General features: G+C 67.7%; 26 protein-coding genes, 6 tRNA genes and 1 riboswitch. Of the genes, 20 read left to right on the top strand and 12 right to left on the bottom strand.

The window, feature by feature from the left end; all coding sequences use genetic code 11:
* Positions 1 to 11: 11 nt before the first annotated feature.
* Positions 12 to 503 (bottom strand): hypothetical protein, encoded by a 492-nt coding sequence (locus PUN71_RS07315; protein ID WP_043449505.1) that lies wholly within the window; start codon positions 501 to 503, stop codon positions 12 to 14.
* Between the two features lie 179 nt (positions 504 to 682).
* Between PUN71_RS07315 and PUN71_RS07310 the strand changes: the two genes are divergently transcribed.
* From PUN71_RS07310 to PUN71_RS07295, 4 genes are all read left to right on the top strand, one after another.
* The gene (locus tag PUN71_RS07310; protein WP_277797873.1) at positions 683 to 1,954 is read left to right on the top strand and encodes an alpha/beta hydrolase family protein; all 1,272 of its coding nucleotides are present in this window, start codon (positions 683 to 685) and stop codon (positions 1,952 to 1,954) included.
* Between the two features lies 1 nt (position 1,955).
* Positions 1,956 to 3,524 carry a succinic semialdehyde dehydrogenase gene (locus PUN71_RS07305; protein WP_277797872.1) on the top strand — a complete coding sequence of 523 codons (1,569 nt, stop codon included), beginning with the start codon at positions 1,956 to 1,958 and terminating at the stop codon, positions 3,522 to 3,524.
* 35 nt (positions 3,525 to 3,559) lie between these two features.
* Complete coding sequence (locus tag PUN71_RS07300; RefSeq protein WP_277797871.1) at positions 3,560 to 4,369, top strand: SDR family oxidoreductase; 810 nt, start codon at positions 3,560 to 3,562, stop codon at positions 4,367 to 4,369.
* 127 nt (positions 4,370 to 4,496) lie between these two features.
* A complete protein-coding gene (locus PUN71_RS07295; protein ID WP_277797870.1) occupies positions 4,497 to 6,281 on the top strand; it encodes a multicopper oxidase family protein in 1,785 nt (594 codons plus the stop codon).
* Here the strand turns inward: PUN71_RS07295 and ybaK are convergent.
* From ybaK to PUN71_RS07280, 3 genes are read right to left on the bottom strand one after another with little or no spacing between them, the layout of a single operon-like run.
* Positions 6,274 to 6,819, bottom strand: a complete 546-nt coding sequence (ybaK, locus tag PUN71_RS07290) for a Cys-tRNA(Pro) deacylase (RefSeq protein ID WP_277797869.1) — start codon at positions 6,817 to 6,819, stop codon at positions 6,274 to 6,276. The genes PUN71_RS07295 and ybaK overlap by 8 nt on opposite strands.
* A gap of 9 nt (positions 6,820 to 6,828) precedes the next feature.
* Positions 6,829 to 7,278, bottom strand: a complete 450-nt coding sequence (locus PUN71_RS07285; protein ID WP_043449701.1) for a SufE family protein — start codon at positions 7,276 to 7,278, stop codon at positions 6,829 to 6,831.
* A gap of 29 nt (positions 7,279 to 7,307) precedes the next feature.
* Positions 7,308 to 8,234 carry a sulfurtransferase gene (locus PUN71_RS07280; protein ID WP_277797868.1) on the bottom strand — a complete coding sequence of 309 codons (927 nt, stop codon included), beginning with the start codon at positions 8,232 to 8,234 and terminating at the stop codon, positions 7,308 to 7,310.
* Positions 8,235 to 8,449: 215 nt separating this feature from the next.
* Here PUN71_RS07280 and zapE point away from each other — a divergent pair, with 215 nt between their 5' ends.
* Complete coding sequence (gene zapE / locus PUN71_RS07275; RefSeq protein WP_277797867.1) at positions 8,450 to 9,487, top strand: cell division protein ZapE; 1,038 nt, start codon at positions 8,450 to 8,452, stop codon at positions 9,485 to 9,487.
* Here zapE and PUN71_RS07270 read toward each other — a convergent pair.
* The 7 genes from PUN71_RS07270 to PUN71_RS07240 form a co-directional block, all read right to left on the bottom strand.
* Positions 9,484 to 10,716 (bottom strand): benzoate/H(+) symporter BenE family transporter, encoded by a 1,233-nt coding sequence (locus PUN71_RS07270; RefSeq protein ID WP_277797866.1) that lies wholly within the window; start codon positions 10,714 to 10,716, stop codon positions 9,484 to 9,486. The two genes, zapE and PUN71_RS07270, sit on opposite strands and share 4 nt — an antisense overlap.
* A 140-nt stretch (positions 10,717 to 10,856) precedes the next feature.
* Positions 10,857 to 11,120, bottom strand: coding sequence for an antitoxin (locus PUN71_RS07265; RefSeq protein WP_043449520.1), 264 nt, complete (start codon positions 11,118 to 11,120; stop codon positions 10,857 to 10,859).
* Positions 11,121 to 11,258: 138 nt separating this feature from the next.
* Positions 11,259 to 11,333, bottom strand: a tRNA-Val gene (locus tag PUN71_RS07260).
* 32 nt (positions 11,334 to 11,365) lie between these two features.
* Positions 11,366 to 11,438: transfer RNA gene (locus tag PUN71_RS07255), tRNA-Gly, on the bottom strand.
* A gap of 54 nt (positions 11,439 to 11,492) precedes the next feature.
* A tRNA-Val gene (locus PUN71_RS07250) sits at positions 11,493 to 11,564 on the bottom strand.
* A 37-nt stretch (positions 11,565 to 11,601) separates the two neighbouring features.
* Positions 11,602 to 11,672 (bottom strand) — tRNA-Cys (locus tag PUN71_RS07245).
* Positions 11,673 to 11,719: 47 nt separating this feature from the next.
* Positions 11,720 to 11,792, bottom strand: a tRNA-Gly gene (locus PUN71_RS07240).
* A 316-nt stretch (positions 11,793 to 12,108) separates the two neighbouring features.
* Here PUN71_RS07240 and PUN71_RS07235 point away from each other — a divergent pair.
* The 14 genes from PUN71_RS07235 (at position 12,109) to hisF (ending at position 23,364) form a co-directional block, all read left to right on the top strand.
* Positions 12,109 to 12,180 (top strand) — tRNA-Val (locus PUN71_RS07235).
* A gap of 104 nt (positions 12,181 to 12,284) precedes the next feature.
* Entirely contained in the window at positions 12,285 to 13,145 is an 861-nt protein-coding gene (locus tag PUN71_RS07230) for a cytochrome (RefSeq protein WP_277797865.1), read from the top strand.
* Positions 13,146 to 13,219: 74 nt separating this feature from the next.
* Positions 13,220 to 13,822, top strand: a complete 603-nt coding sequence (gene def / locus PUN71_RS07225; protein WP_043449524.1) for a peptide deformylase — start codon at positions 13,220 to 13,222, stop codon at positions 13,820 to 13,822.
* Positions 13,819 to 14,739 carry a methionyl-tRNA formyltransferase gene (fmt, locus tag PUN71_RS07220; protein ID WP_043449526.1) on the top strand — a complete coding sequence of 307 codons (921 nt, stop codon included), beginning with the start codon at positions 13,819 to 13,821 and terminating at the stop codon, positions 14,737 to 14,739. Before def ends, fmt begins: the two co-directional genes overlap by 4 nt.
* Positions 14,736 to 16,361: an RsmB/NOP family class I SAM-dependent RNA methyltransferase gene (locus tag PUN71_RS07215; protein WP_277797864.1), complete on the top strand. Its 1,626-nt coding sequence runs from the start codon at positions 14,736 to 14,738 to the stop codon at positions 16,359 to 16,361. The genes fmt and PUN71_RS07215 overlap by 4 nt, the downstream gene beginning before the upstream one ends.
* A gap of 30 nt (positions 16,362 to 16,391) precedes the next feature.
* Positions 16,392 to 17,069, top strand: a complete 678-nt coding sequence (rpe, locus tag PUN71_RS07210) for a ribulose-phosphate 3-epimerase (protein ID WP_277797929.1) — start codon at positions 16,392 to 16,394, stop codon at positions 17,067 to 17,069.
* Between the two features lie 39 nt (positions 17,070 to 17,108).
* Positions 17,109 to 17,257, top strand: a riboswitch (FMN riboswitch).
* A gap of 167 nt (positions 17,258 to 17,424) precedes the next feature.
* Positions 17,425 to 18,564: a bifunctional diaminohydroxyphosphoribosylaminopyrimidine deaminase/5-amino-6-(5-phosphoribosylamino)uracil reductase RibD gene (gene ribD / locus PUN71_RS07205; RefSeq protein WP_277797863.1), complete on the top strand. Its 1,140-nt coding sequence runs from the start codon at positions 17,425 to 17,427 to the stop codon at positions 18,562 to 18,564.
* Positions 18,564 to 19,226: a riboflavin synthase gene (locus PUN71_RS07200; protein ID WP_277797862.1), complete on the top strand. Its 663-nt coding sequence runs from the start codon at positions 18,564 to 18,566 to the stop codon at positions 19,224 to 19,226. The genes ribD and PUN71_RS07200 overlap by 1 nt, the downstream gene beginning before the upstream one ends.
* Entirely contained in the window at positions 19,223 to 19,978 is a 756-nt protein-coding gene (ribB, locus tag PUN71_RS07195) for a 3,4-dihydroxy-2-butanone-4-phosphate synthase (protein WP_502860208.1), read from the top strand. Before PUN71_RS07200 ends, ribB begins: the two co-directional genes overlap by 4 nt.
* Positions 19,975 to 20,709: a GTP cyclohydrolase II gene (ribA, locus tag PUN71_RS07190; RefSeq protein WP_043449534.1), complete on the top strand. Its 735-nt coding sequence runs from the start codon at positions 19,975 to 19,977 to the stop codon at positions 20,707 to 20,709. The genes ribB and ribA overlap by 4 nt, the downstream gene beginning before the upstream one ends.
* A gap of 31 nt (positions 20,710 to 20,740) precedes the next feature.
* The gene (ribH, locus tag PUN71_RS07185) at positions 20,741 to 21,229 is read left to right on the top strand and encodes a 6,7-dimethyl-8-ribityllumazine synthase (protein ID WP_277797861.1); all 489 of its coding nucleotides are present in this window, start codon (positions 20,741 to 20,743) and stop codon (positions 21,227 to 21,229) included.
* A gap of 104 nt (positions 21,230 to 21,333) precedes the next feature.
* Positions 21,334 to 21,597, top strand: a complete 264-nt coding sequence (locus PUN71_RS07180; protein WP_009358176.1) for a phosphoribosyl-ATP diphosphatase — start codon at positions 21,334 to 21,336, stop codon at positions 21,595 to 21,597.
* A gap of 87 nt (positions 21,598 to 21,684) precedes the next feature.
* The gene (gene hisG, locus PUN71_RS07175) at positions 21,685 to 22,545 is read left to right on the top strand and encodes an ATP phosphoribosyltransferase (RefSeq protein ID WP_277797860.1); all 861 of its coding nucleotides are present in this window, start codon (positions 21,685 to 21,687) and stop codon (positions 22,543 to 22,545) included.
* Positions 22,546 to 22,587: 42 nt separating this feature from the next.
* On the top strand, positions 22,588 to 23,364 hold the full coding sequence (gene hisF, locus PUN71_RS07170) for an imidazole glycerol phosphate synthase subunit HisF (protein WP_277797859.1): 777 nt from the start codon (positions 22,588 to 22,590) through the stop codon (positions 23,362 to 23,364).
* Positions 23,365 to 23,421: 57 nt separating this feature from the next.
* Here hisF and PUN71_RS07165 read toward each other — a convergent pair whose 3' ends face one another.
* A complete protein-coding gene (locus PUN71_RS07165; RefSeq protein WP_043449543.1) occupies positions 23,422 to 24,066 on the bottom strand; it encodes a TIGR03085 family metal-binding protein in 645 nt (214 codons plus the stop codon).
* A 112-nt stretch (positions 24,067 to 24,178) separates the two neighbouring features.
* Between PUN71_RS07165 and hisI the strand changes: the two genes are divergently transcribed.
* Entirely contained in the window at positions 24,179 to 24,643 is a 465-nt protein-coding gene (gene hisI / locus PUN71_RS07160) for a phosphoribosyl-AMP cyclohydrolase (protein WP_277797858.1), read from the top strand.
* Positions 24,644 to 24,681: the final 38 nt, after the last annotated feature.

Genomic DNA, 24,681 nt, shown 5'->3' with positions numbered 1-24,681 from the left:
CTTCCCAACGCTCAGGAGTCGCCGATAAATCCCGAGCCCGCGTACAGGTGGAGCACCGGGACGCCGAGCTGGTCCTGGGCCTTGTTGGCCCAGTCAGTATGGAAAGTGTCAGCCACGGCATGCGGCCTGGTGATCACTACCGCCTGCGCGGCGCCGGTTTCCCGGACCGCGGCAACCAGGCCATCCACGGCTTTGCCCTCCACTACCTGGCCAGTGACTCCGGCGCCCAGCCCGGCAAGGGCAGCGAGCGACGCCGCAAGGGTTTCATCAGCGTGCGCGCGTTCGGCGGCGGCGTCCGGGTTGCGGTCGGCCAGGTCCCGGAACGCCTTCGCCACGTCCAGCATGGAAAGGTTCTCCAGGAAGTCCACCAGCAGGTGCCGCTCGGTGTTGGCCGGCACCAGGACCAGCAGGCGGCTGTCCGATCCATCCACCAGCCGTTCAATGTTCACGCGGTCGTCCGCGCCCAGGGGTTCTTCGGTCAGGATGACGATGGGATCACTCATGGCCTTAGCCTAGCGCCGCCCCGGCACGCCTGCACCGTGGGTTCGCAACAGCCGCGGGAACGACTGCAACGGCATGCCGGGCCGGTCCGAAAATGCCGGGCCGGTCCGAAAATGCCGGTATCTGCGGCGGCGCCGGTAAGAATAGACCCATGGCACCTTTCCGGCGAGCGCGCCCTGCAATGACTGCACCCCCGACTGATTCCGGGGGAGTGTCGCCGGGGGCGAAGTGGGCTCTTGCGGGGGCCATCGCGGGAGGATCGGTGGCAAGCCTGCTGGGAGCCGGCTCCTCGGCGCTCGCCGTCTATTTCGCCCGCCGCGTGATCACGCCGGCACGGCAGCGTGCTGCCGACAAGGAAGTGCTCGCCGTGATCCGGGACGGACACCAGCAGCAGGTGATCCTGGCTGCCAATGACGACACCACTGTGGACGGGGTCTACGGGTTCTTTTTCGACGGCGGCAAGGGCCACGCGCGCATCGGCCGCATCGTTTCCTATTCCCCCGCGGAGCGGACCGTCCTGCGGGAGGTGGAGGCCGTCTACAGCGGCGATCTCTCCACGGCCCGCTGGGGCTGGTGGAGCGGGGCCACCTATCCCGACCCGGCCGCCGTCGGAATTCCCGCGGAGGACGTGCTGATTCCGGTGGAGCGCGGCGAAGCGCCCGCGTGGCTGGTGCGCGCAAAAGGGACCGCCCGCACCTGGGCCATCATGGTGCATGGCCGCGGGGCCACGCGGCAGGAAGCGCTCCGGGCGGTAGGCCCGGCGCTGGAACTTGGCCTGACCAGCCTGCTTGTGTCCTACCGCAACGATGGACTGGCGCCGTCGGCCGACGACGGACGGTACGGACTGGGCTCAACGGAGTGGCAGGACATCGAAGCCGCCATCGAATACGCGCTGGCCAACGGTGCCGAGGAGATTGTGCTGTTTGGCTGGTCGATGGGCGGAGCGATCTGCCTGCAGACGGCCGACCTGTCGCGGTACCGGCACCTGATCCGGGCCATGGTGCTGGACGCACCCGTGATCGACTGGGTCACCGTGCTGGCCCACCATGCACAGCTCAATCGGATCCCCTCGCTGGTGGGCCGGTACGGGCAGCTGATGCTGGGGCACCCCCTGGGGCGCAGGCTCACCGGCCTGTCGGCGCCGGTGGACCTGAAAGTCATGGACTGGGTGTCGCGCGCTGTCGAACTGCGGACGCCCACACTGATCATCCACAGCGTCGACGACGAGTACGTGCCGTACGGACCCTCCGCCCTGCTCGCGGAACGGAACCCGGAAATGGTGACCTTCGAAAAGTTCAACCACGCCCGGCACACCAAGGAGTGGAATGTCGATCCGGAGCGCTGGGAACGGGTGGTGAAGGCCTGGCTGCGGCAGCAGCTCGCTCCGCGCCTCAATCCCGGTTCGACTGCGGGGCCAGGGCTGGCCACCCGGCAGTCCCCCGCAGGGGAGTGACGTGGCACGGACCGCTCCCGGAACGGTAATGGCCCGCGGCCGGAAGCTGGCCGCGGGCCTCTCCGGCCTGGTGACGGCAGCCCCGGGCGGCCACATGCAGGCCTCGCACGCCCCCTTTGACGGCTCACTGCTGGGGGAGGTTCCGGTCTGCAGCGGGACCGACGTGCAGGCCGCCGTCGACACTGCCCGCCTGGCGCAGCGGCCCTGGGCAGGTGCGTCCGTCGCACACCGGTCCGCCGTGATCAGGCGTTTCCGCGCGCTCCTGCTGGACCGGGAGCAGGACATCCTCGACCTGGTGCAGGCCGAGAGCGGCAAATCACGGCTGAGTGCGTTCGAGGAACTCGCAGACGTGATCCTTACGGCGGACTATTACGCGCGGACGGCGGAAGGGTACCTGGGCCCGCGGCGCCGGAAGGGCGCCGCGCCGCTCCTGACCCGCACCACCGAATACCGCGTCCCCAAGGGCGTGGTGGGCGTCATCAGCCCGTGGAACTATCCCCTGACCCTGGCGGTCTCCGACGCCATCCCCGCCCTGCTGGCCGGAAACGGCGTCGTCCTGAAACCAGACGCACAAACACCCTTCACGGCCCTGCTGATGCTCGACCTGCTCCGGCAGGCAGGCCTTCCCGGCGACCTGTTCCAGATCGTCACGGGGCCGGGGCCGGTCATTGGGCCGGTGCTGATCGGCCTGGTCGACTTCCTGATGTTCACCGGATCGTCCAGGACCGGCAAGGCCGTGGCACGCCAGTGCGGTGAACGGCTGATCGGCTTCTCGGCCGAGCTGGGCGGCAAGAACCCCATGCTCGTGCTTGCCGACGCCGACATCGGCAAAGCCGCCGCCGGGGCCGTGCAGGCATGCTTTTCCAACTCCGGCCAGCTCTGCGTCAGCATTGAGCGGATCTACGTGCACGCCGACGTGTACGACACGTTCCTGGCGGCCTTCGTCGATGCGGTGAAGCATATCCGCCTGGGTCCGGGACCGGACTGGACCATCGGCATGGGATCGCTCACCAGCGCGGCGCAGGTTGAGCGGGTTGACCGCCACGTCCAGGACGCGATCGCCAAAGGCGCCCACGTCCTCACGGGCGGGCGCCGGAGGCCGGACCTCGGGCCGCTCTTCTACGAACCGACGGTCCTGGCCGGTGTCACCGACGACATGCTCCTTGCCAGGGAGGAAACGTTCGGACCGGTGGTCGCCGTGTACCGGGCGCCGGACGACGACGCCGCCGTTGCCATGGCCAACGACTCCGACTTCGGCCTGAATGCCAGCGTCTGGTCTGCCCGGCACGGCGAATCGGTGGGCCGCAGGCTCCTGACCGGCACCGTGAACGTCAACGAAGGATATGCCGCCACCTGGGCATCCCACGACGCGCCGATCGGCGGCATGAAGGACTCCGGCGCCGGCCGGCGGCACGGCCGGGAAGGCATCCTGAAGTACACCGAGCCGCAGACCATCGCCGTGCAGCGGCTGCTCCGGGTGGCACCCGCCCCGGGCATGTCCAACCGGGCCTACGCACGCCTCATGAAAGCGGCCATCACCCTGATGGGCCGCTTCCCCCGCAACCGGTAGGCCCCATGCGCCCGCCGACAACCAGGAGAACCCCCATGGCCAGAGGAACCCGGCTGTCCGGCGCAACCGTCCTTATCACCGGAGGTGGCAGCGGGCTGGGCCGCCGGATGGCCCTCGAAGCTGCCCGGCGCGGCGGCCGGGTACTGGTCTGGGACCTTGATGCCCGCGCCGGCATCGCAGTGCGCGATGAGATCAGGGCGGCCGGCGGACGTGCCGAGGCACAGGCGGTCGACGTGACCGACCGCAGGGCTGTCCAGGAGGCCGCCGCTGGCGCCGGAACGGTGGACGTCCTGGTCAACAATGCGGGGGTGGTGAGCGGCCGTAAACTCCTCGACGCCACGGACCAGGACATCGAAAGGACCATGAACGTCAACGTCATGGCCCTGTATTGGGTTACCCGCGCCTTCCTTGGCGGGATGGTGGACCGCGGCCGGGGGACGGTCGTAACAATTGCGAGCGCTGCCGGGCTGGTGGGCGTGGCCCGGCAGACCGACTATTCCGCCAGCAAGTTCGCCGCCTTCGGGTTCAATGAGTCGCTCCGGGCGGAGCTCCGCGCCGGACACAGCGGCGTCAACACCCTGGTGGTCTGCCCCTACTACATCGACACCGGGATGTTCGACGGCGTACGCACCCGATGGCCCCGCCTCCTGCCCATCCTGAAGGAAGAGCAGGTGGCGGGCGCCGTCCTGGACGCGGTCGAAGCCGGGCGGCACAAGGTGGTCCTGCCGCCCATCGTGAACCTTCTCCCGGTCCTGCGGATCCTGCCCGTCAGCGTTTTCGACCGGCTGATGGACGTGCTGGGCGTCAACCGCACCATGGACCACTTCACCGGCCGGGAAGGATAGGACCGGCAGGGATCCAGGCTGGTCCCAGCCTGCGTCAACAGGGGGATCCAGGCCCCTATACCGGGCCACCGCGTGGGTTTATCCTTGCTGCTCAAGGGGGGACACCTGCAATGAAATGGGGCCCCACATGCGAATAACACGACGACAGTTGCTACAAGCCGGTGCGGTGGCCGGCGCGGGACTGCTGGCTTCACCCGGTTCGCCGGCCGCGGCGGCACGCGGACCTGCCTCCCGGCAGCAGGACCTGTTCACCGAGCAGCTTCCCACCCTGGATGAGCTGGGTGTGCTGGACATGCAGAAGGGAGGCAGTACCGCCCTCTGGGTCCGCAACGCCTGCCACAGGTTCCACGCGCAGATGGGACTGACGGACACCCTGGCTTACCAGGAAGCGGGGTCGTCCCGGACCTACCTCGGTCCTGTCATCATCGCCCGGAAGGGGACGCCCTTTGAGCTGACCGTCCACAACGGTGCCGAACGGCACCCGCTGGCCTTCGCGATTGACAAGGAACTGGTTCCGGCCGGAACCGATGACGCGCGGCGGCCGCGCGCGTCCGTCCACCTTCACGGCGGCAACACCAGCCCGCAGTCCGACGGCGGCCCGGACCAGGCGTTCGGTCCCGGCCATTCCTACACCTACCACTACGGGAACAACCAGGACGCTTCCGGACTCTGGTATCACGACCATGCCCTCGGGCTGACCCGCCTGAGCGTCTACGCCGGACTGGCCGGCGGATACCTGCTCCGGGACACCCCCGGCCGCGGCGGATCCGGGATCGACACCGGCGACGGCACCCACCTGCCCCCGCCGCCCTACGAGGTTCCCCTGATCATCCAGGACCGCATGTTCAACCCGGACGGTTCGTTTGCCTACCCGCCGAACCCGGACCTCAAGGGACCCGACGGGGGACCGCGGCCCTGGGCACCCGAATTCTTCGGCGACGTCGCCACGGTCAACGGCAAGTGCTGGCCAAACCTCGACGTCGCCCGCGGCAAGTACCGCTTCCGCGTCTTCAACGGCTCGAACGCCAGGTTCTACGATCTTAAGTTTGATGCCGGCGGCTCCGCGCTGGCCTTCCACCAGATCGGGTCCGACGGCGGACTCCTCAATGCCCCCGTCCGGCTGAACCGGCTGGTCATCGGCCCCGGCGAACGGGCGGACCTGGTGGTGGACTTTGCCGGGCTCCGGGCCGGAACGCGGGTGGTCCTGCGCAACAGCGCCCGCGTACCGTACCCCGACGGGCCCGAATCCATCGTGCGCGGCGGCCTGCCCCTCCCGCAGATCATGCAGTTCAACGTGCAGTCCCGGACCGGCTACACCGTGCCCCTGCCTGCCCGGCTCAGGGAACAGGACATCACCAGTCTTCGGGAGGCTGAACCAGCCCGCACCCGGCAGATGGCCCTGGTGGAAGTAGCCAACGCCGACGACGTCCCGGTGATGGCCCTGCTGAACAACAGGATGTTCGACAGCCCGGACGTTACGGTCGTGCAGAGTGACACGCTGGAAGAGTGGGAGCTCATCAACACCACCGTGGACGCCCACCCGATCCACCTGCACTTCACCCAGTTCCAGGTGCTCAACCGGCAGAAGTTCGACGCCGACTCCTACCTGGAGGCCACCGGCTACATTGATCCGGCCACCGGCCTTGTTACGCCGGGGCGGGGAAGCACCGTTGAAGCCGGGCGCTTCCTGATCGGCCGTCCCAAGGAGGCGCCGGATACCGAGCAGGGGTGGAAGGACACTGTGGTGGCGCTGCCGGGGGAGGTCACCCGGATCCGGGTTCCCTTCGGTGCGGGGGCGGCAGGCGGAGCCCCGCTGGCGATCGGCTCATCCTTCAAGGGCGAATACGTGTGGCACTGCCACATCCTGGAGCACGAGGACAACGACATGATGCAGCGCTACATGATCACGTAGCAGGGGGCTCCCGGACGGGTCGCTGCCCGGGCCGGGACGAGCCGGCTGCCAGGGAGCTGATGGGTGCGGTGACAGCGTCCGTCAGCCTGGCCAGGTCCGCCGGCGCGAGTTCGATGTCCAGGCCGCGCCGGCCTCCCGAAACCAGTATGGTGCCGAAGGCCAGCGCACTGGAGTCCAGCACCGTGGGGGAGGGCTGCCGCTGGCCGAGCGGGGAGATGCCGCCCAGGACATAGCCGGTCCGCCGCTGGGCCGCTCCGGGATCGGCCATGGCGGCTTTCTTGGCGCCGAGTGCGGCGGCCATCGCCTTCAGGTCGAGGCTTCCGCTGACCGGGACAATGCCGACTGCCAGCCTGCCCTCCACTTCCACCATCAGGGTCTTGAAGACACGGGAGGGATCGATCCCCAGGACTTCGGCAGCCTCCGCGCCGTAGCTGGCAGCCGCGGGATCGTGTGTATACGGGTGAAGCACAAAGGAAACCCCGGCCGCGGTCAGTGCCGCTGTGGCCGGGGTTCCCTGCGTGCTGTTTTTTCGCCCCATGAAGCCCGGTCAGGCCTGGGTGCGGGAGGCCGCAGCCACCTTGCGCTTGATCCTGCCCAGCATGGCGGTCATGCCGCGCATGCGCAGCGGGGTAATGGCACGGGTGAGCCCCAGCAGTTCCGGCATGTCGTCCGGTACGGCCAGGATTTCCTCGGCGGACAGGCCGTCCAGGCCCTCGTGGAGTACGCCGGCGAAACCGCGCGTGGTGGGTGCCTCGGCAGGTGCCTTGAAGAACAGGTGCACCGCGCCGTCGTCGTTCCCTGTCTCGATGGTGAGGAACAGCGGCGACTGGCACTCAACCACCTGCTCCAGGAGCTCGGGGTGGTCCTTGAGCCGTTCGGGAAGTTCCGGCAGCCCTTCGGAGAACTCCAGCAGCAACTGGAGCCTTTCGGGTTCGGACACGGCCTGGAAATCGTCCACAATGGCCGCCAGGGCGGAGGGCAGAGCTTGAGTAGTCATCATTCCCAGTCTACGCGGGCGGGTGTGCCTCAGGCTCCGACGGCGACCGGAACGGAGCCGCGCTCAGCGCCCTTCACGATGGGCACGCGCACGGCGTTGCCCCACTCCGTCCAGGATCCGTCATAGTTGCGCACGGATTCGAAGCCCAGCAGGAATTTGAGGGCGAACCAGGTGTGGCTGGAACGCTCGCCGATGCGGCAGTAGGCCACCACGTCGTCGCCCTCGGACAGTCCGGCCTCGCCGAGGTAGATCGCCTCAAGCTCAGCGCGGCTCTTGAAGGTCCCGTCTGCGGCGGCGGCACGGGCCCAGGGAATGGATGCGGCGGTGGGGATATGGCCGCCGCGCAGGGCACCTTCTTCCGGATAGGCCGGCATGTGGGTGCGCTGTCCGGTGTATTCCTCCGGGGAGCGGACATCGATGAGCGGGCCGTTTCCCAGGTGCGCCAGGACGTCCTCCTTGAAGGCGCGGACCGGGGCATCCTCGCGCTCCACCACCGGGTAGGTGCCCGGAGCGGGGGACGGCCTGTCCTTGGTCAGGTCCCGGCCTTCGGCAACCCACTTGTCCCGGCCGCCGTCGAGCAGCCGGACATCCTCGTGGCCGAAGAGCGTGAAGACCCACAGGGCGTACGCAGCCCACCAGTTGGACTTGTCGCCGTAGATCACCACGGTGCTGTCGCGGGAAATGCCCTTGGCGGCCGCGAGCTTCGCGAAGGCCGCACCGTCGATGTAGTCGCGCGACACTTCGTCGTTAAGGTCTGTGTGCCAGTCGATCTTGACGGCGCCGGGAATGTGGCCCGTTTCGTACAGGAGGACGTCCTCGTCGGATTCGACCACGACGAGCCTGCCGTCTGCCGCGGCCCCGTTTTCAATGGCAGCCGCGAGCCATTCGGTGGACACGAGCCGCTCCGGGTGGGCATAGGCTGCGAACTTCTCATTCTGTTCAACCGGGTAGGGCATGGTTTGGCCTTTCAGTAAGAGCACGGGAAACCGTGGAACCGGCATTGGAACCTGTTCCCACCCTAGCCAGCGCCTGTGGCGTTGTCCGTATTCCGTTAACAGGGAGAAATGTTGCCTTGCTCACGCCGCGCGGTGCGTGGCAGCCGGCAAGCCCGGGCGCGGCCGGCATTGCCGGTATCCTTTCTGGGGACCAACCACCAGCAGAACGGACCACCTTGGTACAGATCGAACAGCTTGCCGCCCGCACCCCGGCAGTTTCGGTGGACGAGCTCCTCAAGGGCTTCTACCCGTCGCCCCGGTTCGGGGAGGTCTCCTTTTCGAGCTACCGGCCGGACCCCCGGCAGCCCAGCCAGGCCGCGGCGGTGCGGGCACTGGAGGGATTTGCCGACGGCGTGAACTCCGGCAACGGGGGCGGCCTCTTCAAGAAGCTGTTCGGCAAGAAGGACGAGTCCCGGGCCGGCATTTACCTGGACGGCGGCTTCGGCGTGGGCAAGACGCACCTGCTGGCGTCCCTGTGGCACGCATCGCCGGGCCCCAAGGCCTTCGGCACCTTCGTGGAATACACCAACCTGGTCGGCGCCCTGTCCTTCCGTAAGACGGTGGAGGCCCTGAGCAGCTACAAGCTGGTGTGCATTGACGAATTCGAACTGGACGACCCGGGCGACACGGTCCTGATGTCGCGGCTCATGCGCGAACTGTCCGACGCCGGCGTCAAGCTGGCCGCCACCTCCAACACCCTGCCGGGGTCGCTGGGGGAGGGGCGGTTCGCCGCCGTCGACTTCCAGCGCGAGATCCAGGTGCTGGCGGACCAGTTCGACGTCATCCGCATCGACGGCGAGGACTACCGGCACCGCGGCCTCCCGGCGGCCCCGGCCCCGCTGCGGAACAGTGAACTCAACGCCCACATGAAGGCCGAGTTTGACGGCAAGACGGTGGCGCAGGACGAGTTCTCCACCCTCATCCACCACCTCGCCGGCGTGCACCCCAGCCGCTACCGGCAGCTGATCGACGGCATCGACGGCGTGGTCTGGCGCAACGTGGAAACCATCAGGGAACAGGCCGTGGCCCTGCGTTTCGTGGTCCTGGCGGACAGGCTCTACGACAAGGACGTACCCATCCTTGCCAGCGGCGTCCCCTTCGACCAGCTGTTCACCGAGGAAATGATGACCGGCGGGTACATGAAGAAGTACTTCCGTGCCGTGTCCCGCCTCACCGCCCTGGCCCGCGAGGGCCAGAACCACGAACCCTCCTAGGCGGACGGCTTCCCGGGCCGGACGCCGGGCCGGGGCTGCAGTGCCCACCGCACCACAAGCCCGGCCAGGAGTGCCCAGAAGGCGGAGCCGATTCCGGCGAAGGCCAGCCCCGAGGCGGCCATCAGGAACGTGACCGCCGGGGCAATCCTGTCTTCGGGATCGGCCAGGGCAGCGGAAACGGCCGAGGCGAGCGTTCCCAGCAGGGCCAGGCCTGCCACGGCCTCCAGCATCCCGGGCGGCGCCTGGTTCACCACGGCCACCAGCCCTGCGGAAAACGCCGCCAGCACCAGGTAGGCCAGGCCCGACACGAACCCGGCCAGCCAGCGCCTGTCCCGGTCGCTGCCTGCCTCCTCGCCTGCCGCCAAGGCCGCACTCAGGGCCGCGAGGTTGATCGCATGTCCGCCGAAAGGGGCACCCGCCACAGTTCCCGCTCCGGTCACGAGCATCGCCGGGCGCCATGGCGTGCTGTAGCCAAACGACCGGAGGACGGCCACTCCCGGGACGTTCTGCGACGCCATGGTCACCACGAACAACGGGATGGCAATGCCTGCCAGTGCCTGCGGGCTGAACGCGGGAGTGGTCCAGGACAGAGCGGGCACCATCGCGGCCGGCTCAACGGCTGTGCCAACCAAAGCCAGCGCGACGCCAATGACCCCCAGCGCCACGAGCAGGGCGGCGGGCACCGACCACCGGGGAGCAAACTTCATCATCGCCAGCCAGCAGATAATCACCGGTGCCACGAAAACGGGCACCGTGCCGAGGGCCTTGAACGGCGCAAGGCACAGCTGCAGCAGGACCCCGGCCAGCATCGCCTGGGCCAGGGACGACGGAATGCGGGCCATCAGCCGGCCGAGCGCCGGCACCATCCCGGTCAGGGCCAGCAGCAGCCCGGCGGCAATGAAGGCGCCGACGGCGGCCGGCCAGCCGCCGTCGGGCACCACCGAGGCAGCCAGCAGCGCCGCACCCGGGGTGGACCACGCCAGTGTCACCGGTACCCTGGAGCGCCACGAGAGCACCAGGACGCCGAGCCCGACGGCGAGCGTCAAGGCCAGCAGCCCGGACGCGGCCTGGGCGGGGTTGGCTCCTACTGCTTTGAGCCCGGCCAGGACGACGGCAAAGGAAGAAGTGAACCCAACCAGTGCGGTGACGATTCCGGCCACCACGGGCCTGGAATCGATCCGGGTCCGTCCGGCCTGTGTTGTCTGGTCGGGCGCTGGTGACTTGGGCATACCGGCAGGTTACCGGCGGGGCTTGGGGAACCCGCAATCGCGGCTGCCAAGACGCTGGTTAAACGCCAAAGGCGCGGGTGCCGCCTCACGGCGGGACCCGCGCCCCGTTGACGTGCCGGGCAAGGCCCTGGCCAAATCCTTTACGGAGCCCTGTCTACCGGCGGAACCGGATTTTCAGGAGCTGCAGGCGGAACCTGTCCGGCGGCGGGTGCCTGTCCCGGGGTTCCGTTCTTGTCAATGAGCTTGGAAGCGCCATCCTGGATCTTGTCGACGTGGCCTGCGTACTTGCCGCCGGTCCTGGTGTCGACGAAATCGCCGGCCTTGGTGATGCCGTCCTTGATGGCCTGCTCGTTGCCGCGGATGAGACCCTGAGCCTTGCCCTTTAGATCGTCAATCAAACCCACGAGCACCTCCCTTCGATCGCGGAGCCAGGTCGCTCCTCGCGCCTTCGATCCTAGCGGTGGCCTGGAGGTGTGCCAAGGGAATTCGCCCGCAGCGGATAAGGGGAGACGAAAAAAGCAGCTCCGGGGAGCTGCTGTGGATGGTGGGCGATACTGGGATCGAACCAGTGACCTCTTCCGTGTCAGGGAAGCGCGCTACCGCTGCGCCAATCGCCCCGAACCGGAAGACCGGCTGTGGGATGTAAGAGAGCGGACGACGAGATTCGAACTCGCGACATCCACCTTGGCAAGGTGGTGCTCTACCAGCTGAGCTACGTCCGCGTGTGCAGGATGAACCGGTAAACCGGTGGTACTGCGGGCAAGTTGCCTTGCCAGTGGGCGATACTGGGATCGAACCAGTGACCTCTTCCGTGTCAGGGAAGCGCGCTACCGCTGCGCCAATCGCCCATTGAATCCGAAAATCCGGAAACCATGGTTTTCACCGAGGTGGGTACGGGATTCGAACCCGTGTATACGGCTTTGCAGGCCGCTGCCTCGCCTCTCGGCCAACCCACCGTGTTAGCGTCAATTCCGGGGAATATTAGCTGTGACAGTGTCCTGCGAGCGGACGACGAGATTCGAACTCGCGACATCCACCTTGGCAAGGTGGTGCTCTACCAGCTGAGCTACGTCCGCATTTTGGAGGTCTGATTCCTGCCGTTTCCGGCATTTCCTCGCGTTCCAACGAGTAAAAACAATATAGGAGGTTGCGGGATTCTCCAAATCGACGCTGTCCCGCAGGCCGGCACTCCGTCTGCTTCCTTGTGTTGGCGCGGATTTTGGGACTTACAGGCATGTAATTTACGACGGCGGCCCGGGCGCGCTTAGTGCCTAAGAGCGCTTTGAAGCCTTCGGCGGGAAGGGTGCACACCCCTCTGCAAAGGGCTGCAGGCCGGACCCGAACCACGATTTTTGAAAAGCGCCGATGGTGGGCTAGCATTCAAATGCATCGGGGCGATTGGCGCAGTGGTAGCGCGCTTCGTTCACACCGAAGAGGTCACTGGTTCGAACCCAGTATCGCCCACCGCAGAGGTCCGTTTCCGCTCATCAGCAGCGGGAACGGGCCTTTTTTGTGTGCGGCTCCCGCCCCCGGAGCTTTTGTCGGCCCCCTGTGAAAGAGTCTTTTCCATGACTGATCCGCTTCTCGCCCACGCCACTGAATACGGCCGCATGTATGCACGGTCAACGTCCGAACAGTTCTCGGTTCCGTCCATCACCACGGTGATCAGCCAGCAGCCGCACGGCCTGGACGGCTGGTTCGGCTACATGGGTGCCAGCAGCCTGGCCAACGACCCACTGCTGGCGGATTGCCTGGGCAGCCCGGCGAAGATCAAGCAGGCCATCAACCGTGCGGCCAAGGCCGCCGAAACCTACCGGGATGACGCCGCCAGGCGCGGGGACCGTGTCCACTACTACTGCGAGCAGGTGGCACTCCGGGCGCTGGGACGCCCGCACGCAATGAAAGAGGCCCGCGAGGCGCTGGCCGCCAACGGGGAGGAAGCCTTCGCCGTCCGTTTCGACGAATGGTGGGAGCTCTTCCGGGTGGAGCCCATCGCGCCCGAAATCACTGTCTGGAACAATTCCGTGGGGTATGCCGGGACGCTGGACCTCGTCGCCCGGATCAACGGGCGCGTTTGCCTCATCGACTACAAGACCAAGGGCACCACCCGGGACGGGCTGGTCAAGCCATTGGACGACAAAGTGGTGATGCAGTTGGTGGCCGGCATGAAGGCGGAAGAAAGCCTCGTGGACCCGGAGGCCGGCACCTGGGAGCCCTGGAAGTACGGGGACAACCCCGTGCTGCTGGCCGTTGCCATCGGCGAGACGGAAGTCCGCCCGGTCCGCGCCAACCCCGAAGTCCTCAAGCACCATTGGTGGAAGTTCTGCGCCCTTCGCCGGGTCTGGGAACTCTCGGCCGACACCGTCAGTGCCGGCACGGCCCTGCTGCCCATCGCCCCGCCGCCGCTGGCCCAGGCCCGCACGGCGTAGCGGGGCCCGCCGCAGGAGAGTGCACCTAAACTGGACAGGTTCCCTTTACCGCCAACCGTGAGGACTTAGAGCGCATGGCTATTCTGAATATCCGCATCATCGGTGATCCTGTGCTGCGCACAGTTGCCGATCCCGTGACGGATTTCGGACCCGAGCTTGCCAAACTGGTCGCCGACATGACCGAGACCATGGAAGACGTGGACGGCGCGGGGCTCGCCGCTCCGCAGGTCGGCGTCAGCAAGCGTGTCTTCACTTACCGCATTGACGGGGTCGAGGGGCACATCATCAATCCTGTGCTCGAAAACAGCGATGACTACCAGCAGGACCACGTGGAAGGCTGCCTCTCCATTCCCGGCCTCGGTTTCCCGGTCCGCCGCTTCCGGTCCACCCGGGTCACCGGCGTGGACATGCACGGCAACCCTGTCTCCCTTGAAGGGGAGGGCATGCTGGCGCGGTGCTTCCAGCATGAAAACGACCACCTGGACGGCATCCTCTACACCGACCGGCTCGAGGGTGAAGACCGGAAGGCCGCCCTGCGCTCCATCCGCAACGCCAACTACGACGCCGTCGCCGGACGCACTACGGCCAAGCGCGCCAAGAGCGTCGGGTCGAGTTTCGGCGGGGCAAGCTTCGGCGGGACCAGCGCCCCCGGCTCCAGCTTTGGTGCGGCCGGGTGAGGGTCCTCTTTGCGGGCACGCCCGCCGTTGCAGTGCCGTCACTGGACGCACTCATCAAGGCCGGGTTCGACGTCGTTGCCGTCCTGACGCGTCCCGACGCGCCGATTGGGCGCAAACGGGTGCTGACGCCGTCGCCCGTTGCGCAGCGGGCTGCGGAACTGGGCATTGACGTCATCCACGCCGCACGGGTTGACGCTGAAGCCATTGACAAAATTTCCGCGGTACAGCCGGACGTGGCGGCCATCGTGGCGTACGGCGGACTGGTTCCCCCGCCCGCCCTGGCCATCCCACGGCACGGCTGGGTCAACCTCCACTTCTCCCTGCTGCCTGCCTGGCGCGGAGCCGCGCCTGTGCAGCGGGCCGTCATGGCCGGCGATGAGATCACCGGTGCTGTCACCTTCCAGCTGGAGGAAGGCCTGGACACCGGACCGGTGTTTGGCACCTTGACCGAATCGGTGCGGCCCCAGGACACGGCCGGTGATCTCCTCGAGCGGCTGTCCCACAGCGGCGCCGTGCTGCTGGCGCAAACACTGTCGGCCATCGACGCCGGAAAAGCGGCCCCGCAGCCTCAGGCGGGTGACGTCTCGCTCGCACCGAAACTGACGCTGGAGGACGGCCACCTCAATTGGTCCCATCCTGCCCTGGCCATCAGCAGGCAGGCACGCGGCGTCACTCCCGAGCCGGGTGCCTGGACCGTGCTGGACGGGCAGCGGGTCAAGCTCGAACCTGTCCGGCTCCGGCCGGAGGTGTCGGGCCTCGCGCCGGGAGCGGTGGCCCTGCAGGGGAAAGTTGTGCTGGTTGGGACTGGATCGCATGCGGTGGAACTCACCCGGATCCAGCCCGCCGGTAAAAAGATGATGGCCGCCGCCGACTGGGCGCGCGGCATGGCTTCACTGGAGAGCGTGGTGTTCGAATGAGCGGGTCCGGCGGCAACGCAGGCGGGCGTGGAAGTGCCGGGGGACGCGGCAGCGCAGGAAAGAGCGGTCCGGGCGGCGGGGGAGCTGCCGGCAGCGGCCGCGGCAGGGGCGGACCACGGGATTCCAGTAACCGCAATGCCAAGGGACGCGAACGCAACCGGGGCCCGCAACGGAGCTTTACGGAGCAGGCGCCGTCGCAGCGGACCAGGCGTGCCGATCCCGCCCGCCTCGTGGCCTTCGAAGTGCTGCGCGCCGTGGCGGAGGAAGACGCCTACGCCAACCTGGTGCTGCCGGCGCGGATCCGCCATCACCGCCTGGACAAACGGGATGCCGGCTTCGCCACGGAACTAAGCTACGGCGCCCTGCGCGGCCAGGGCACTTATGACGCCATCCTGGCGCGCTGCGTGGACCGGCCGCTGGCCCAGCTCGACCCCGCGATCCTCGATGCCCTGCGCATCGGCGCCCACCAGCTGCTCGCCATGCGCGTCCCGGCCCACGCTGCGCTGGACCAGACGGTGGGGCTGGCCCGGGCCGTCATCGGGGCGGGTCCGTCGGCCCTGATCAACGCTGTCCTCCGCAAAGTCACCGCCCACTCCCTTGACGAGTGGCTGGACCTGCTGGTGGCCGGCGAGACCGACGAAACCAAAATCGCGTCGCTGAGGTACGCGCATCCAGAATGGATTGTCCGGGCCATGCGGCAGTCGCTGGTCGCACACGGCCGGTCAGCGGCCGAGATCAACGACCTGCTCGAAGCGGATAACGCCGCGCCCGTGGTCAACCTTGTGGCCCTGCCCGGCCTGGGCAGCCTGGAGGAGGCCTTGGACAACGGGGCCACGCCGGGCGAACTGGTGGAAGGTTCCGCGTTGTCCAGCGGTGGAGACCTCGGCCGGCTGGCGTCCGTGCGGGCCGGCACCACCCGCGTGCAGGACGTCGGTTCCCAGCTCGTGGCAAGGGCCCTTGCTGCCGTGGAGCTCCCCGCTGCAGAGCTCTCAGGTACAGATCTCCCTGCCGCCGGCTCCGGCGGTGAAGCGTGGCTGGATCTCTGTGCCGGCCCCGGCGGTAAGGCTGCGCTCCTTGGTGCCTTGGCGCACCAGCGCGGCGCGACGCTCCTGGCGAACGAACCGGCCCCCCACCGGGCCAAACTCGTCAGCCAGGCACTGTCCGCCGTCCCGCATGACAGCTGGCAGGTCCGTACGGGTGACGGCCGCGAAGTGGGCGCCGAGCAGCCGGAACGGTTCAGCCGGGTCCTGGTGGACGTCCCGTGCACTGGCCTTGGAGCTCTTCGGCGCCGGCCTGAGTCCCGGTGGCGGCGCTCTCCCAAGGACATCACCGATCTGGGCCCGCTGCAGCGTGAACTGCTGTCCTCCGCCCTGGCGGCTGTCCGGCCCGGGGGAGTTGTAGCCTATGTCACCTGTTCACCGCATCCGGCCGAAACCACGGCGGTAGTGGCGGATGTCCTCCGGAAACGCACCGACCTTGAACTCCTCGACGCCGGCGCAGCCCTCGACGCCGTGAGCCTGACCGGAAACCTCGGTGCCGGCCACGAACTGACAGCACAGCTCTGGCCGCATATCCATCACACTGATGCCATGTTCCTGGCCCTCATCCGGAAGAAGGCCTGACCCATGCACCTTCAGCGAAAGGCACACCACGTGACGCAATGCTGCATCAACCCGAGCATCCTCTCCGCCGACTTCGTCAACCTTGAAGCCGAACTGCAACGGATCAGCAACGCCGACGCCGTGCACGTGGACGTCATGGACAACCACTTCGTCCCCAACCTGACCCTCGGGCTGCCCGTCGTCCAGCGCATCCAGGCGGTCAGCCCGGTTCCGCTCGACGCCCACCTAATGATTTCCGACGCCGACCGGTGGGCACCCGGGTTCGCTGACGCCGGCCTGGCCTCGGTGACGTTCCACGCAGAGGCATCGATAGCGCCCATTAAGCTGGCCCGCGAACTGCGCAGCAGGGGATCGAAAGCGGGAATGGCGCTGCGCCCCGCCACACCCGTGGAACCGTACCTGGACATGCTGCCTGAGCTGGACATGCTGCTGATCATGACGGTGGAACCCGGTTTTGGCGGTCAGGCGTTCCTGGACGTCACCCTGCCCAAGATCCGCCGCGCCCGGGCCGCCGTCGAAGGTTCCGGACTGGGGCTCGCCATCCAGGTTGATGGCGGCATCAGTGAAGACACCATCGCCCGCGCCGCCGAAGCCGGCGCCAATGTCTTCGTTGCCGGCTCCGCTGTCTATGGTGCCGACGATCCCGCCGCGGCCATCGACCTGTTGCGTGAAAAAGGCCGCCGGGCATTACGCCCGGCGACGGAATAACCGGAAGCGCCGGCCGGTTGTGGCACAATAACAACACACATACGTGCTCCGGGGTCGGTGTAAGTCCGAACCGGCGGTGACAGTCCGCGACCCGCGAGCCGGTGGTTCCCCAAGGAACCGTCGGCGGACGGTTGAACCGGTGGAATTCCGGTACCGACAGTTAAAGTCTGGATGAGAGAAGCACGTACAGCTGTATCTGCGGACCCTACGGTCCCGCAGCGTTCTGCTGTCGTAAATCCCCGGAGCCATCGCGGTTCGAGAGGGAAGGAACGACAGGGATGAACCCCCAGCGATGGCTCTTTGATGCCACTACTCCTGCCACGTCCATGGCAGGCACCACCACCAGGTCCGCCGCATGACGGCGCGTGTGGAGCTCCAGCCCGCCGACGGGGTGGTCACCGCTTTCACTTCCGGGGAAACCCAGGCCATGGGCCTGGCCCTGCAGGCCGCCCTCAAAGGGCCGCGGGGAGCGAATCCGCTGGTGGGCGCCGTCGTGATCGACTCCGGGGGCCGGCATGTGGTCACGGGCTACCACCGGGGTGCCGGCACCGCCCACGCCGAAGCCGACGCCATCACCCAGGCCGCTGACGCGGGACTCGACCTCTCCGGCTGCACCATGGTGGTCACGCTGGAGCCGTGCAACCATGTGGGCCGCACCGGACCCTGCACGGAAGCCATCATCGGCGCCGGGATCACCGATGTGGTGTACGCCGTCGACGACCCCCATGACCCCGCTGCCGGCGGCGCCGCCACCCTGCGTGCCGCCGGGGTCCGCGTCCGCAGCGGCCTTGCCGCCGAGGAGTCCCTGGACCTGAACCGGCAGTGGTTTGAGGCAGTGGCCGCCAAGCGCCCCTTCGTTACGCTCCACATCGCCCAGACCCTGGATGCCCGGATTGCCGCCGAAGACGGTACCAGCCAGTGGATTTCCAGCCCGGAGTCGCTGGCGGACAACCACGGAATCCGCGGCCGCATCGATGCCATCCTGGTGGGAACGCAGACCGTCCTGGTGGACAACCCCCGCCTCACCGCCCGCGATTCATCCGGCCAGCCGGCGCCCAAGCAGCCCGTCCGGGCGGTCATGGGGCTCCGCGACGTGCCCGCTGACGCCGCAATCCTTGGCGACGACGGGCTGGCCGTCCACCTTCCAACCCGCGATCCCCGCGAAGCCCTGACCCTGCTGTACGAATCCGGCATCCGGCACGTCATGGTGGAGGGCGGCTCACGGATCCTCAGCGCTTTCCTGTCGGCGGGCCTGGTGGACGAACTCATCGTGTACCTGGCCCCCACCCTGCTGGGATCCGGAACGCCTGCCCTGAACGGACTGGGGATCACCAGCCTTCCGGACGCCCAGCAGTGGGAATGGGATGCGTCCGACGGCGGCGCGGTCCGGACGCTGGGCAGGGACCTACGGCTTCACCTCAGACCGCAACGCAGAGTTGCACTCGACCACCCACCAACCCGCGACACTGCGGAACAAGCCCAGGGAGGCTACTGATGTTCACCGGAATTATTGCCGAACAGGGGCGGGTGCTGTCCGTGGAGCGTGACGGGAACACCAGCGCCACCGTCCGGCTGCACGCACCCTCCTCCACCGGGGGCCTGGCATTGGGCGGTTCGATCGCCGTGAACGGCGTGTGCCTCACGGCAACCGCCATCGACGGCCAGGACTTCAGCGTGGACGTCATGGGCGAGACCCTGGTCCGCAGCACCATCGGCGAACTCGCCGCAGGAGACTCCGTCAACCTGGAGCGCTGCGTGCCGGCCGGCGGCCGCCTCGACGGCCACGTGGTGCAGGGCCATGTCGACGGCGTTGGTGTCCTGCTGGAACGGGAGCCGCAGGGGAACTGGGAGCGGCTGCGCTTCGGTGTCCCCGCGAACCTGGCCCGGTACATCGCCGAGAAGGGCTCCATCGCCATCGACGGGGTCTCCCTCACCGTGACGGCTGTCAGCCCCGCCGCGGAGGCAGAGCCCTGGTTTGAAGTCGGGCTCATCCCCACCACCCTGGCCGAGACCGGCCTGGGGACTAAAACCACCGGAAGCAGGGTGAACCTGGAAGTGGACGTCCTGGCCAAGTACACCGAACGGCTGCTGGCCTTCCGGACCGACGGCGCGGCAACCGGCACCGGCGAAGCAGCACGTGCGGGAGGTGCGCTGTGAACGCAGCCGTGCGCCTGGAACCCGCCGCAGCAGATCCCGCCACGGCTGCCCTGGTTGCTGAGGGACACGGAACCGTGCCCGCCAGGGGGCTGGACCCGATCGGGGACGCGGTGCGTGCCCTGGCCGCCGGCCGGCCCGTGCTCGTGGTCGACAACGAGGACCGCGAAAACGAAGGTGACATCATTTTCGCCGCCCAGCACGCCACGCCGGCACTCATGGGCTGGACCATCCGGTACAGCTCCGGCGTCATTTGCGTGCCCCTGACGGGGGACCGGGCCGACGCCCTGGCACTGCCTCCCATGACCGCGGTCAACGAGGACGCCAAAGGCACCGCCTACACCGTGTCCTGTGACGCCGCCACCGGCGTGAGCACGGGCATCTCGGCCACGGACCGGGCACTCACGGCCCGCATCCTGGCCGATCCGCACGCCTCACCGGCCTCGATCACCCGGCCGGGGCATATTTTCCCGTTGCGTGCCGTTGATGGTGGTGTGCGGGAACGCCAGGGCCACACCGAAGCCGCCGTGGACCTGTGCCGCCTCGCTGGACTGGAACCTGTCGGCGTCATCGCGGAAGTGGTGTACGACGATGGCGAGATGATGCGCCTCGACGGGCTCCGTTCGTTCGCAGCTGAACATGGGTGCCCCCTGATCTCCATTGAGGACCTGGTGGCGTATCTTGAAGCCGGGGCCGGGGGAGCCCAGGGTGAGGATGCCCGGGTAACACCGGGCGAAGAAAAGGAGAAACGATGACGGCAGCCGCAGCCAGCGACGACAGCCACCAGGAGGGCCCCGTGGGACACAAAGGTGTATCCGGCGAGGCACCCCATCCCGTCAGCGGCGGACCGGTCGTGCAGTTGCCCACCGCCTTCGGCGATTTCGTGGCGCAGGCATGGACGGACCTGGTCACCGGCGTGGAACATCTGGCCGTCAGTTCCCCCGCCGCGCCCACCGACGGAAAAGCACCCCTGGTGCGCCTCCACTCCGAGTGCCTGACCGGCGATGTCTTTGGGTCGTACCGGTGCGACTGCGGCGAACAGCTCGCCTACGCGCTGGAACTGATCCGCGACAACGGCGGCACCCTGCTCTACCTGCGCGGCCAGGAGGGCCGCGGGATCGGCCTGGCCAACAAGATCAAGGCCTATGCGCTCCAGGAGGCGGGCTTTGACACGGTAGAGGCCAACGAACAGCTGGGCCTGCCCGTCGATGCCCGCTGCTACAAGGCCGCCGCCCAGATCCTCGCGGAAATGGGGCTGCACGAGGTCCGGCTGCTCAGCAACAATCCGGACAAGCAGAACAGGCTGGCCAAGGCAGGGGTGAAGGTCGTGGAGATGGTGCCCACCGAGGTCCCGTCCCGCGAGCAGAACATACGTTACCTGCGGACCAAGAAGGACCGCATGGAACACCGGCTGCTGCTGGACACGCACATCACTCCCGTGACTGTCACCGCAGCTGAAGCCCTTTACGACCACGAACAAGACTGAACTTCCACAGAACGAACGGAACCAAGATCACATGAGCGGACACGGCGCGCCCGACATCGACCTCAGCACCCTCAACCCGGCGGAAACCTCGCAGCTGAAGCTGGCGATCGTTGCAGCCAGCTGGCACACCCAGATCATGGACGGGCTCCTGGACGGCGCCCTCCGGGCTGCCAAGGACGCCGGCATCGCGGAGCCCACCGTCCTTCGGGTACCCGGCAGCTTTGAGCTGCCGGTGGCCGCCGCGCGGCTGGCACCGCACTTCGACGCCGTGGTGGCCCTCGGCGTCGTGATCCGTGGCGGAACCCCGCACTTCGACTACGTCTGCCAGGCTGCGACGTCGGGCCTGACCGACGTCAGCGTCTCCACCGGCGTGCCGGTCGGCTTCGGTGTGCTCACCTGCGACACCGAACAGCAGGGCCTCGACCGCGCCGGCCTGCCCGGATCCAAGGAAGACAAGGGCCACGAAGCCGTCACCGCAGCGCTGACCACCGCCGTCGTCCTCAAGCAGTACCGCAGCTAGGCACCGCTGCGCTGCACGGGCGCGGTGTGTATTCGCTCACATCGCGCCCGTCATGCAACGGCCCGGGAAGCGCCGCCGCGGCCGCACCAAGTAGGCTGGAGGGCGTGAAGAATTTCGAGACGCTGTTCGCTGAGCTCAGCGAGAAGGCAGCCACCCGTCCGGAAGGCTCCCGCACCGTCGCAGAATTGGAGTCCGGTGTTCACGGCATCGGCAAAAAAGTCGTTGAGGAAGCAGCCGAAGTATGGATGGCTGCCGAATATGAATCCGATGAAGCCGCGGCAGAGGAAATTTCCCAGCTTTTGTACCACCTGCAGGTTCTGATGCTCGCCAAAGGCCTGACCCTGGAAGACGTCTACAAGCATCTGTAGCCACCGGCCGGCGCATTTGCCGCCGTGCCCGCCGTGGCCTGCACTGCCTGACGAGACCAAGACCTTCCACCCCAGAAAGAATTCCCCATGCTGCGAGTAGCTGTCCCCAACAAGGGCTCCCTGTCCGAAGCCGCCTCCGCCATGCTCTCCGAAGCCGGATACCGCCAGCGGCGCGACAGCCGCGAGCTGGTGATGGTGGACCCCGACAACGACATCGAGTTCTTCTTCCTCCGTCCCCGTGACATCGCCGTGTACGTGGGCCAGGGAACGCTCGACGTCGGCATCACCGGCCGGGACCTCCTGCTGGACGCCGAGGTGGAAGCAGAAGAGCTGCTTCCACTGGGGTTTGCCGCCTCCACCTTCCGCTTTGCAGGGCCGGTGGGCGACTTCAGCTCCGCCGCCGAACTTGACGGCAAACGCCTCGCCACCAGCTACGACGGCCTGCTGCGCAACTACCTGGCCGAACGGGGCATCAACGCCAAGGTGGTCAGGCTCGACGGTGCCGTGGAATCCTCGGTCCGGCTCGGCGTCGCCGACGCCATTGCCGATGTCGTCGAAACCGGCAACACCCTCAAGGCCGCCGGCATGGAAATCTTCGGAGACCCCATCCTGAAGTCCGAGGCCGTCCTGATCCGGCGCACCGGCAACGGTGGCGCGGCCAACGGCACGGCCAAGGAAATCGAGGTCCTCATCCGGCGCCTCCAGGGAGTCCTCGTGGCCCGGCAGTACGTGCTGATGGACTACGACATCCGCAAGGAGCTCGTGGAGAAGGCGGCCGGCCTGACCCCCGGACTCGAATCGCCCACCGTCTCGCCGCTGCGCGACTCCGACTGGGTGGCGGTCCGGTCCATGGTGCCCAAGAAGGAAACCAACCGGATCATGGATGAGCTCTACGACCTCGGCGCCCGCGCCATCCTGGTCAGCAGCATCCACGCCTGCCGCATCTGATACCGGCCCCCACCAGAGCACCACAGAATTCCAGGAGTTCCCATGGCAGTAGCAGTACGGGTCATTCCCTGCCTTGATGTTGACGCCGGACGCGTCGTCAAGGGCGTCAACTTTGAGGGCCTCCGCGACGCCGGCGACCCCGTGGAGCTTGCCCACCGCTATGACAACGCCGGCGCCGACGAACTGACATTCCTTGACGTCACGGCCTCCTCCGGCAACCGGGAGACCACCTTTGACGTGGTCCGCCGCACCGCCGAGGAAGTCTTCATCCCCCTGACGGTGGGCGGCGGTGTCCGCGGCGTGGCCGAGGTGGACAAACTCCTGCGCTACGGCGCGGACAAGGCCTCCATCAACACCGCTGCCGTGGCCCGCCCCGACGTCATCGACGAGATCACCCGGCACTTCGGCTCCCAGGTACTCGTCCTGTCCGTCGACGCCCGCCGCACCCGCCCGGGATCGAAGCCCACGCCGTCGGGCTTCGAAGTGACCACGCATGGCGGCCGCACCGGAACCGGCATCGACGCCATCGAGTGGGCAAAGGAAGCAGCTGACCGGGGCGTGGGCGAGATCCTGCTGAACTCCATCGACGCCGACGGCACCAAGGACGGCTTCGACCTCGAACTGATCAAACTGGTCCGTGCCGCCGTCAGGGTCCCGATCATCGCCTCCGGCGGTGCGGGGGAGCCGGCGCACTTCCCGCCGGCGGTCGCAGCCGGCGCTGACGCGGTGCTGGCCGCCTCCATCTTCCACTGGGGGCCGGACAACATGATGCACCTGGTCAAGGACGCCATCCGGGACGCGGGCTTCGAAGTCAGGTAGCAGTGGGTGAGCCTGTCGACGCTGGATTTCGACAGGCTCAATCTCCGGTGGTGGGGACTAGAGCCCGACTTCGGCTGACTGCAGGAGGGCGACGGCGTCGGGCTGGCCTTCGAAGGTGACCAGGGCGTGGCGGGTCCGGCCGTGGGCGTGCATCAGCAGTTCGCCCGGCTCCCCGACAATCGCCACGGACACGGGTGCGCGCTTGGCAACGTGGCGCGGACCGGACGGCCGGACCAGCACAATGCCAAGGTCCACGCCGCGGTACAGGATGGCGGCACGCTTGACCAGTTCATCCCAGAGTGCATCCGAGTAGGCCTCGTCCAGGGCCCTGGGCGCCCAGCGGTCCACGGCGCGGCGCACGTCTTCGGTATGGACGAAGTACTCGATCAGGTTGGCGCTTTCGTCCAGCGCCTTGATGCTCATCGGGGAAAGCGCCGGCGGACCCGCGCGGAAGGTGTTCACCAGCCGGGCATAGTCCTCGGTGCTGGTCAGCTTGGCCGCGAGCTTGGCGGTCGCCTGGTCCGATGCCTTGGCCAGGCGCTTGATGATCAAACCGAGCCCGACGGCGGCCTTGCGCTCCCGCAGGTAAAGGTGCGCGGCAAGGTCCCTGGTACGCCAGCCCTTGCACAGCGTGGGCGCATCAGGGCCCGCCGCAAGCAGGGTTTCGGCCAGGACTTCTCGGGACGGTTCGACGAAATGCATCACTTGGAAAACTAGCACGAGAGCTGCGCAGTTGGGCAGCACGGCGGTACCCGGTGGCGTGCCGTTGTTCACAACAGGAGAACGTGCCCGTGAAGGCACTAGACTTGATCCGATGTCTGAGCAGCCAACCCCCGTCCCAACCGCAGGAACAGCCGCGTCCGCGCCCGTGCCGTCAGCCGTGGCGCCGTCCGCAGGATCCGCCCCGGCCGCACCCCCCGCCAGCCCGCTTCCGGAAGGGCTTGCCGCGGCGCTCAAGCGCGACGCCGCGGGGTTGGTGGCCGCAGTGGTGCAGCAGTACGACACCAACGAGGTGCTCATGCTGGGCTGGATGGATGACGAGGCCCTGCACCGCACCATGACCACCGGACGGGTGACCTTCTACTCCCGCTCGCGGCAGGAGTACTGGCGCAAGGGTGACACCTCGGGCCACGTGCAGTGGGTTAAATCCGTGGCGATGGACTGCGACGGCGACGCACTGCTGGTGCGCGTCGACCAGGTGGGTGCCGCCTGCCACACCGGCACCCGCACCTGCTTTGACGGCCGGGCCCTCGACGTAGTGGCCGGCCAGGCAGGCTGACCGGCAGGCGCCGGCAGCGCAGCCGCATACCCGGCCGC

Source organism: Arthrobacter sp. NQ7 (assembly GCF_029581595.2).
GTDB lineage: Bacteria > Actinomycetota > Actinomycetes > Actinomycetales > Micrococcaceae > Arthrobacter > Arthrobacter phenanthrenivorans_B.
Note: the sequence above shows the minus strand (reverse complement) of the source record. Positions and strands in the feature narration are given on the sequence as shown.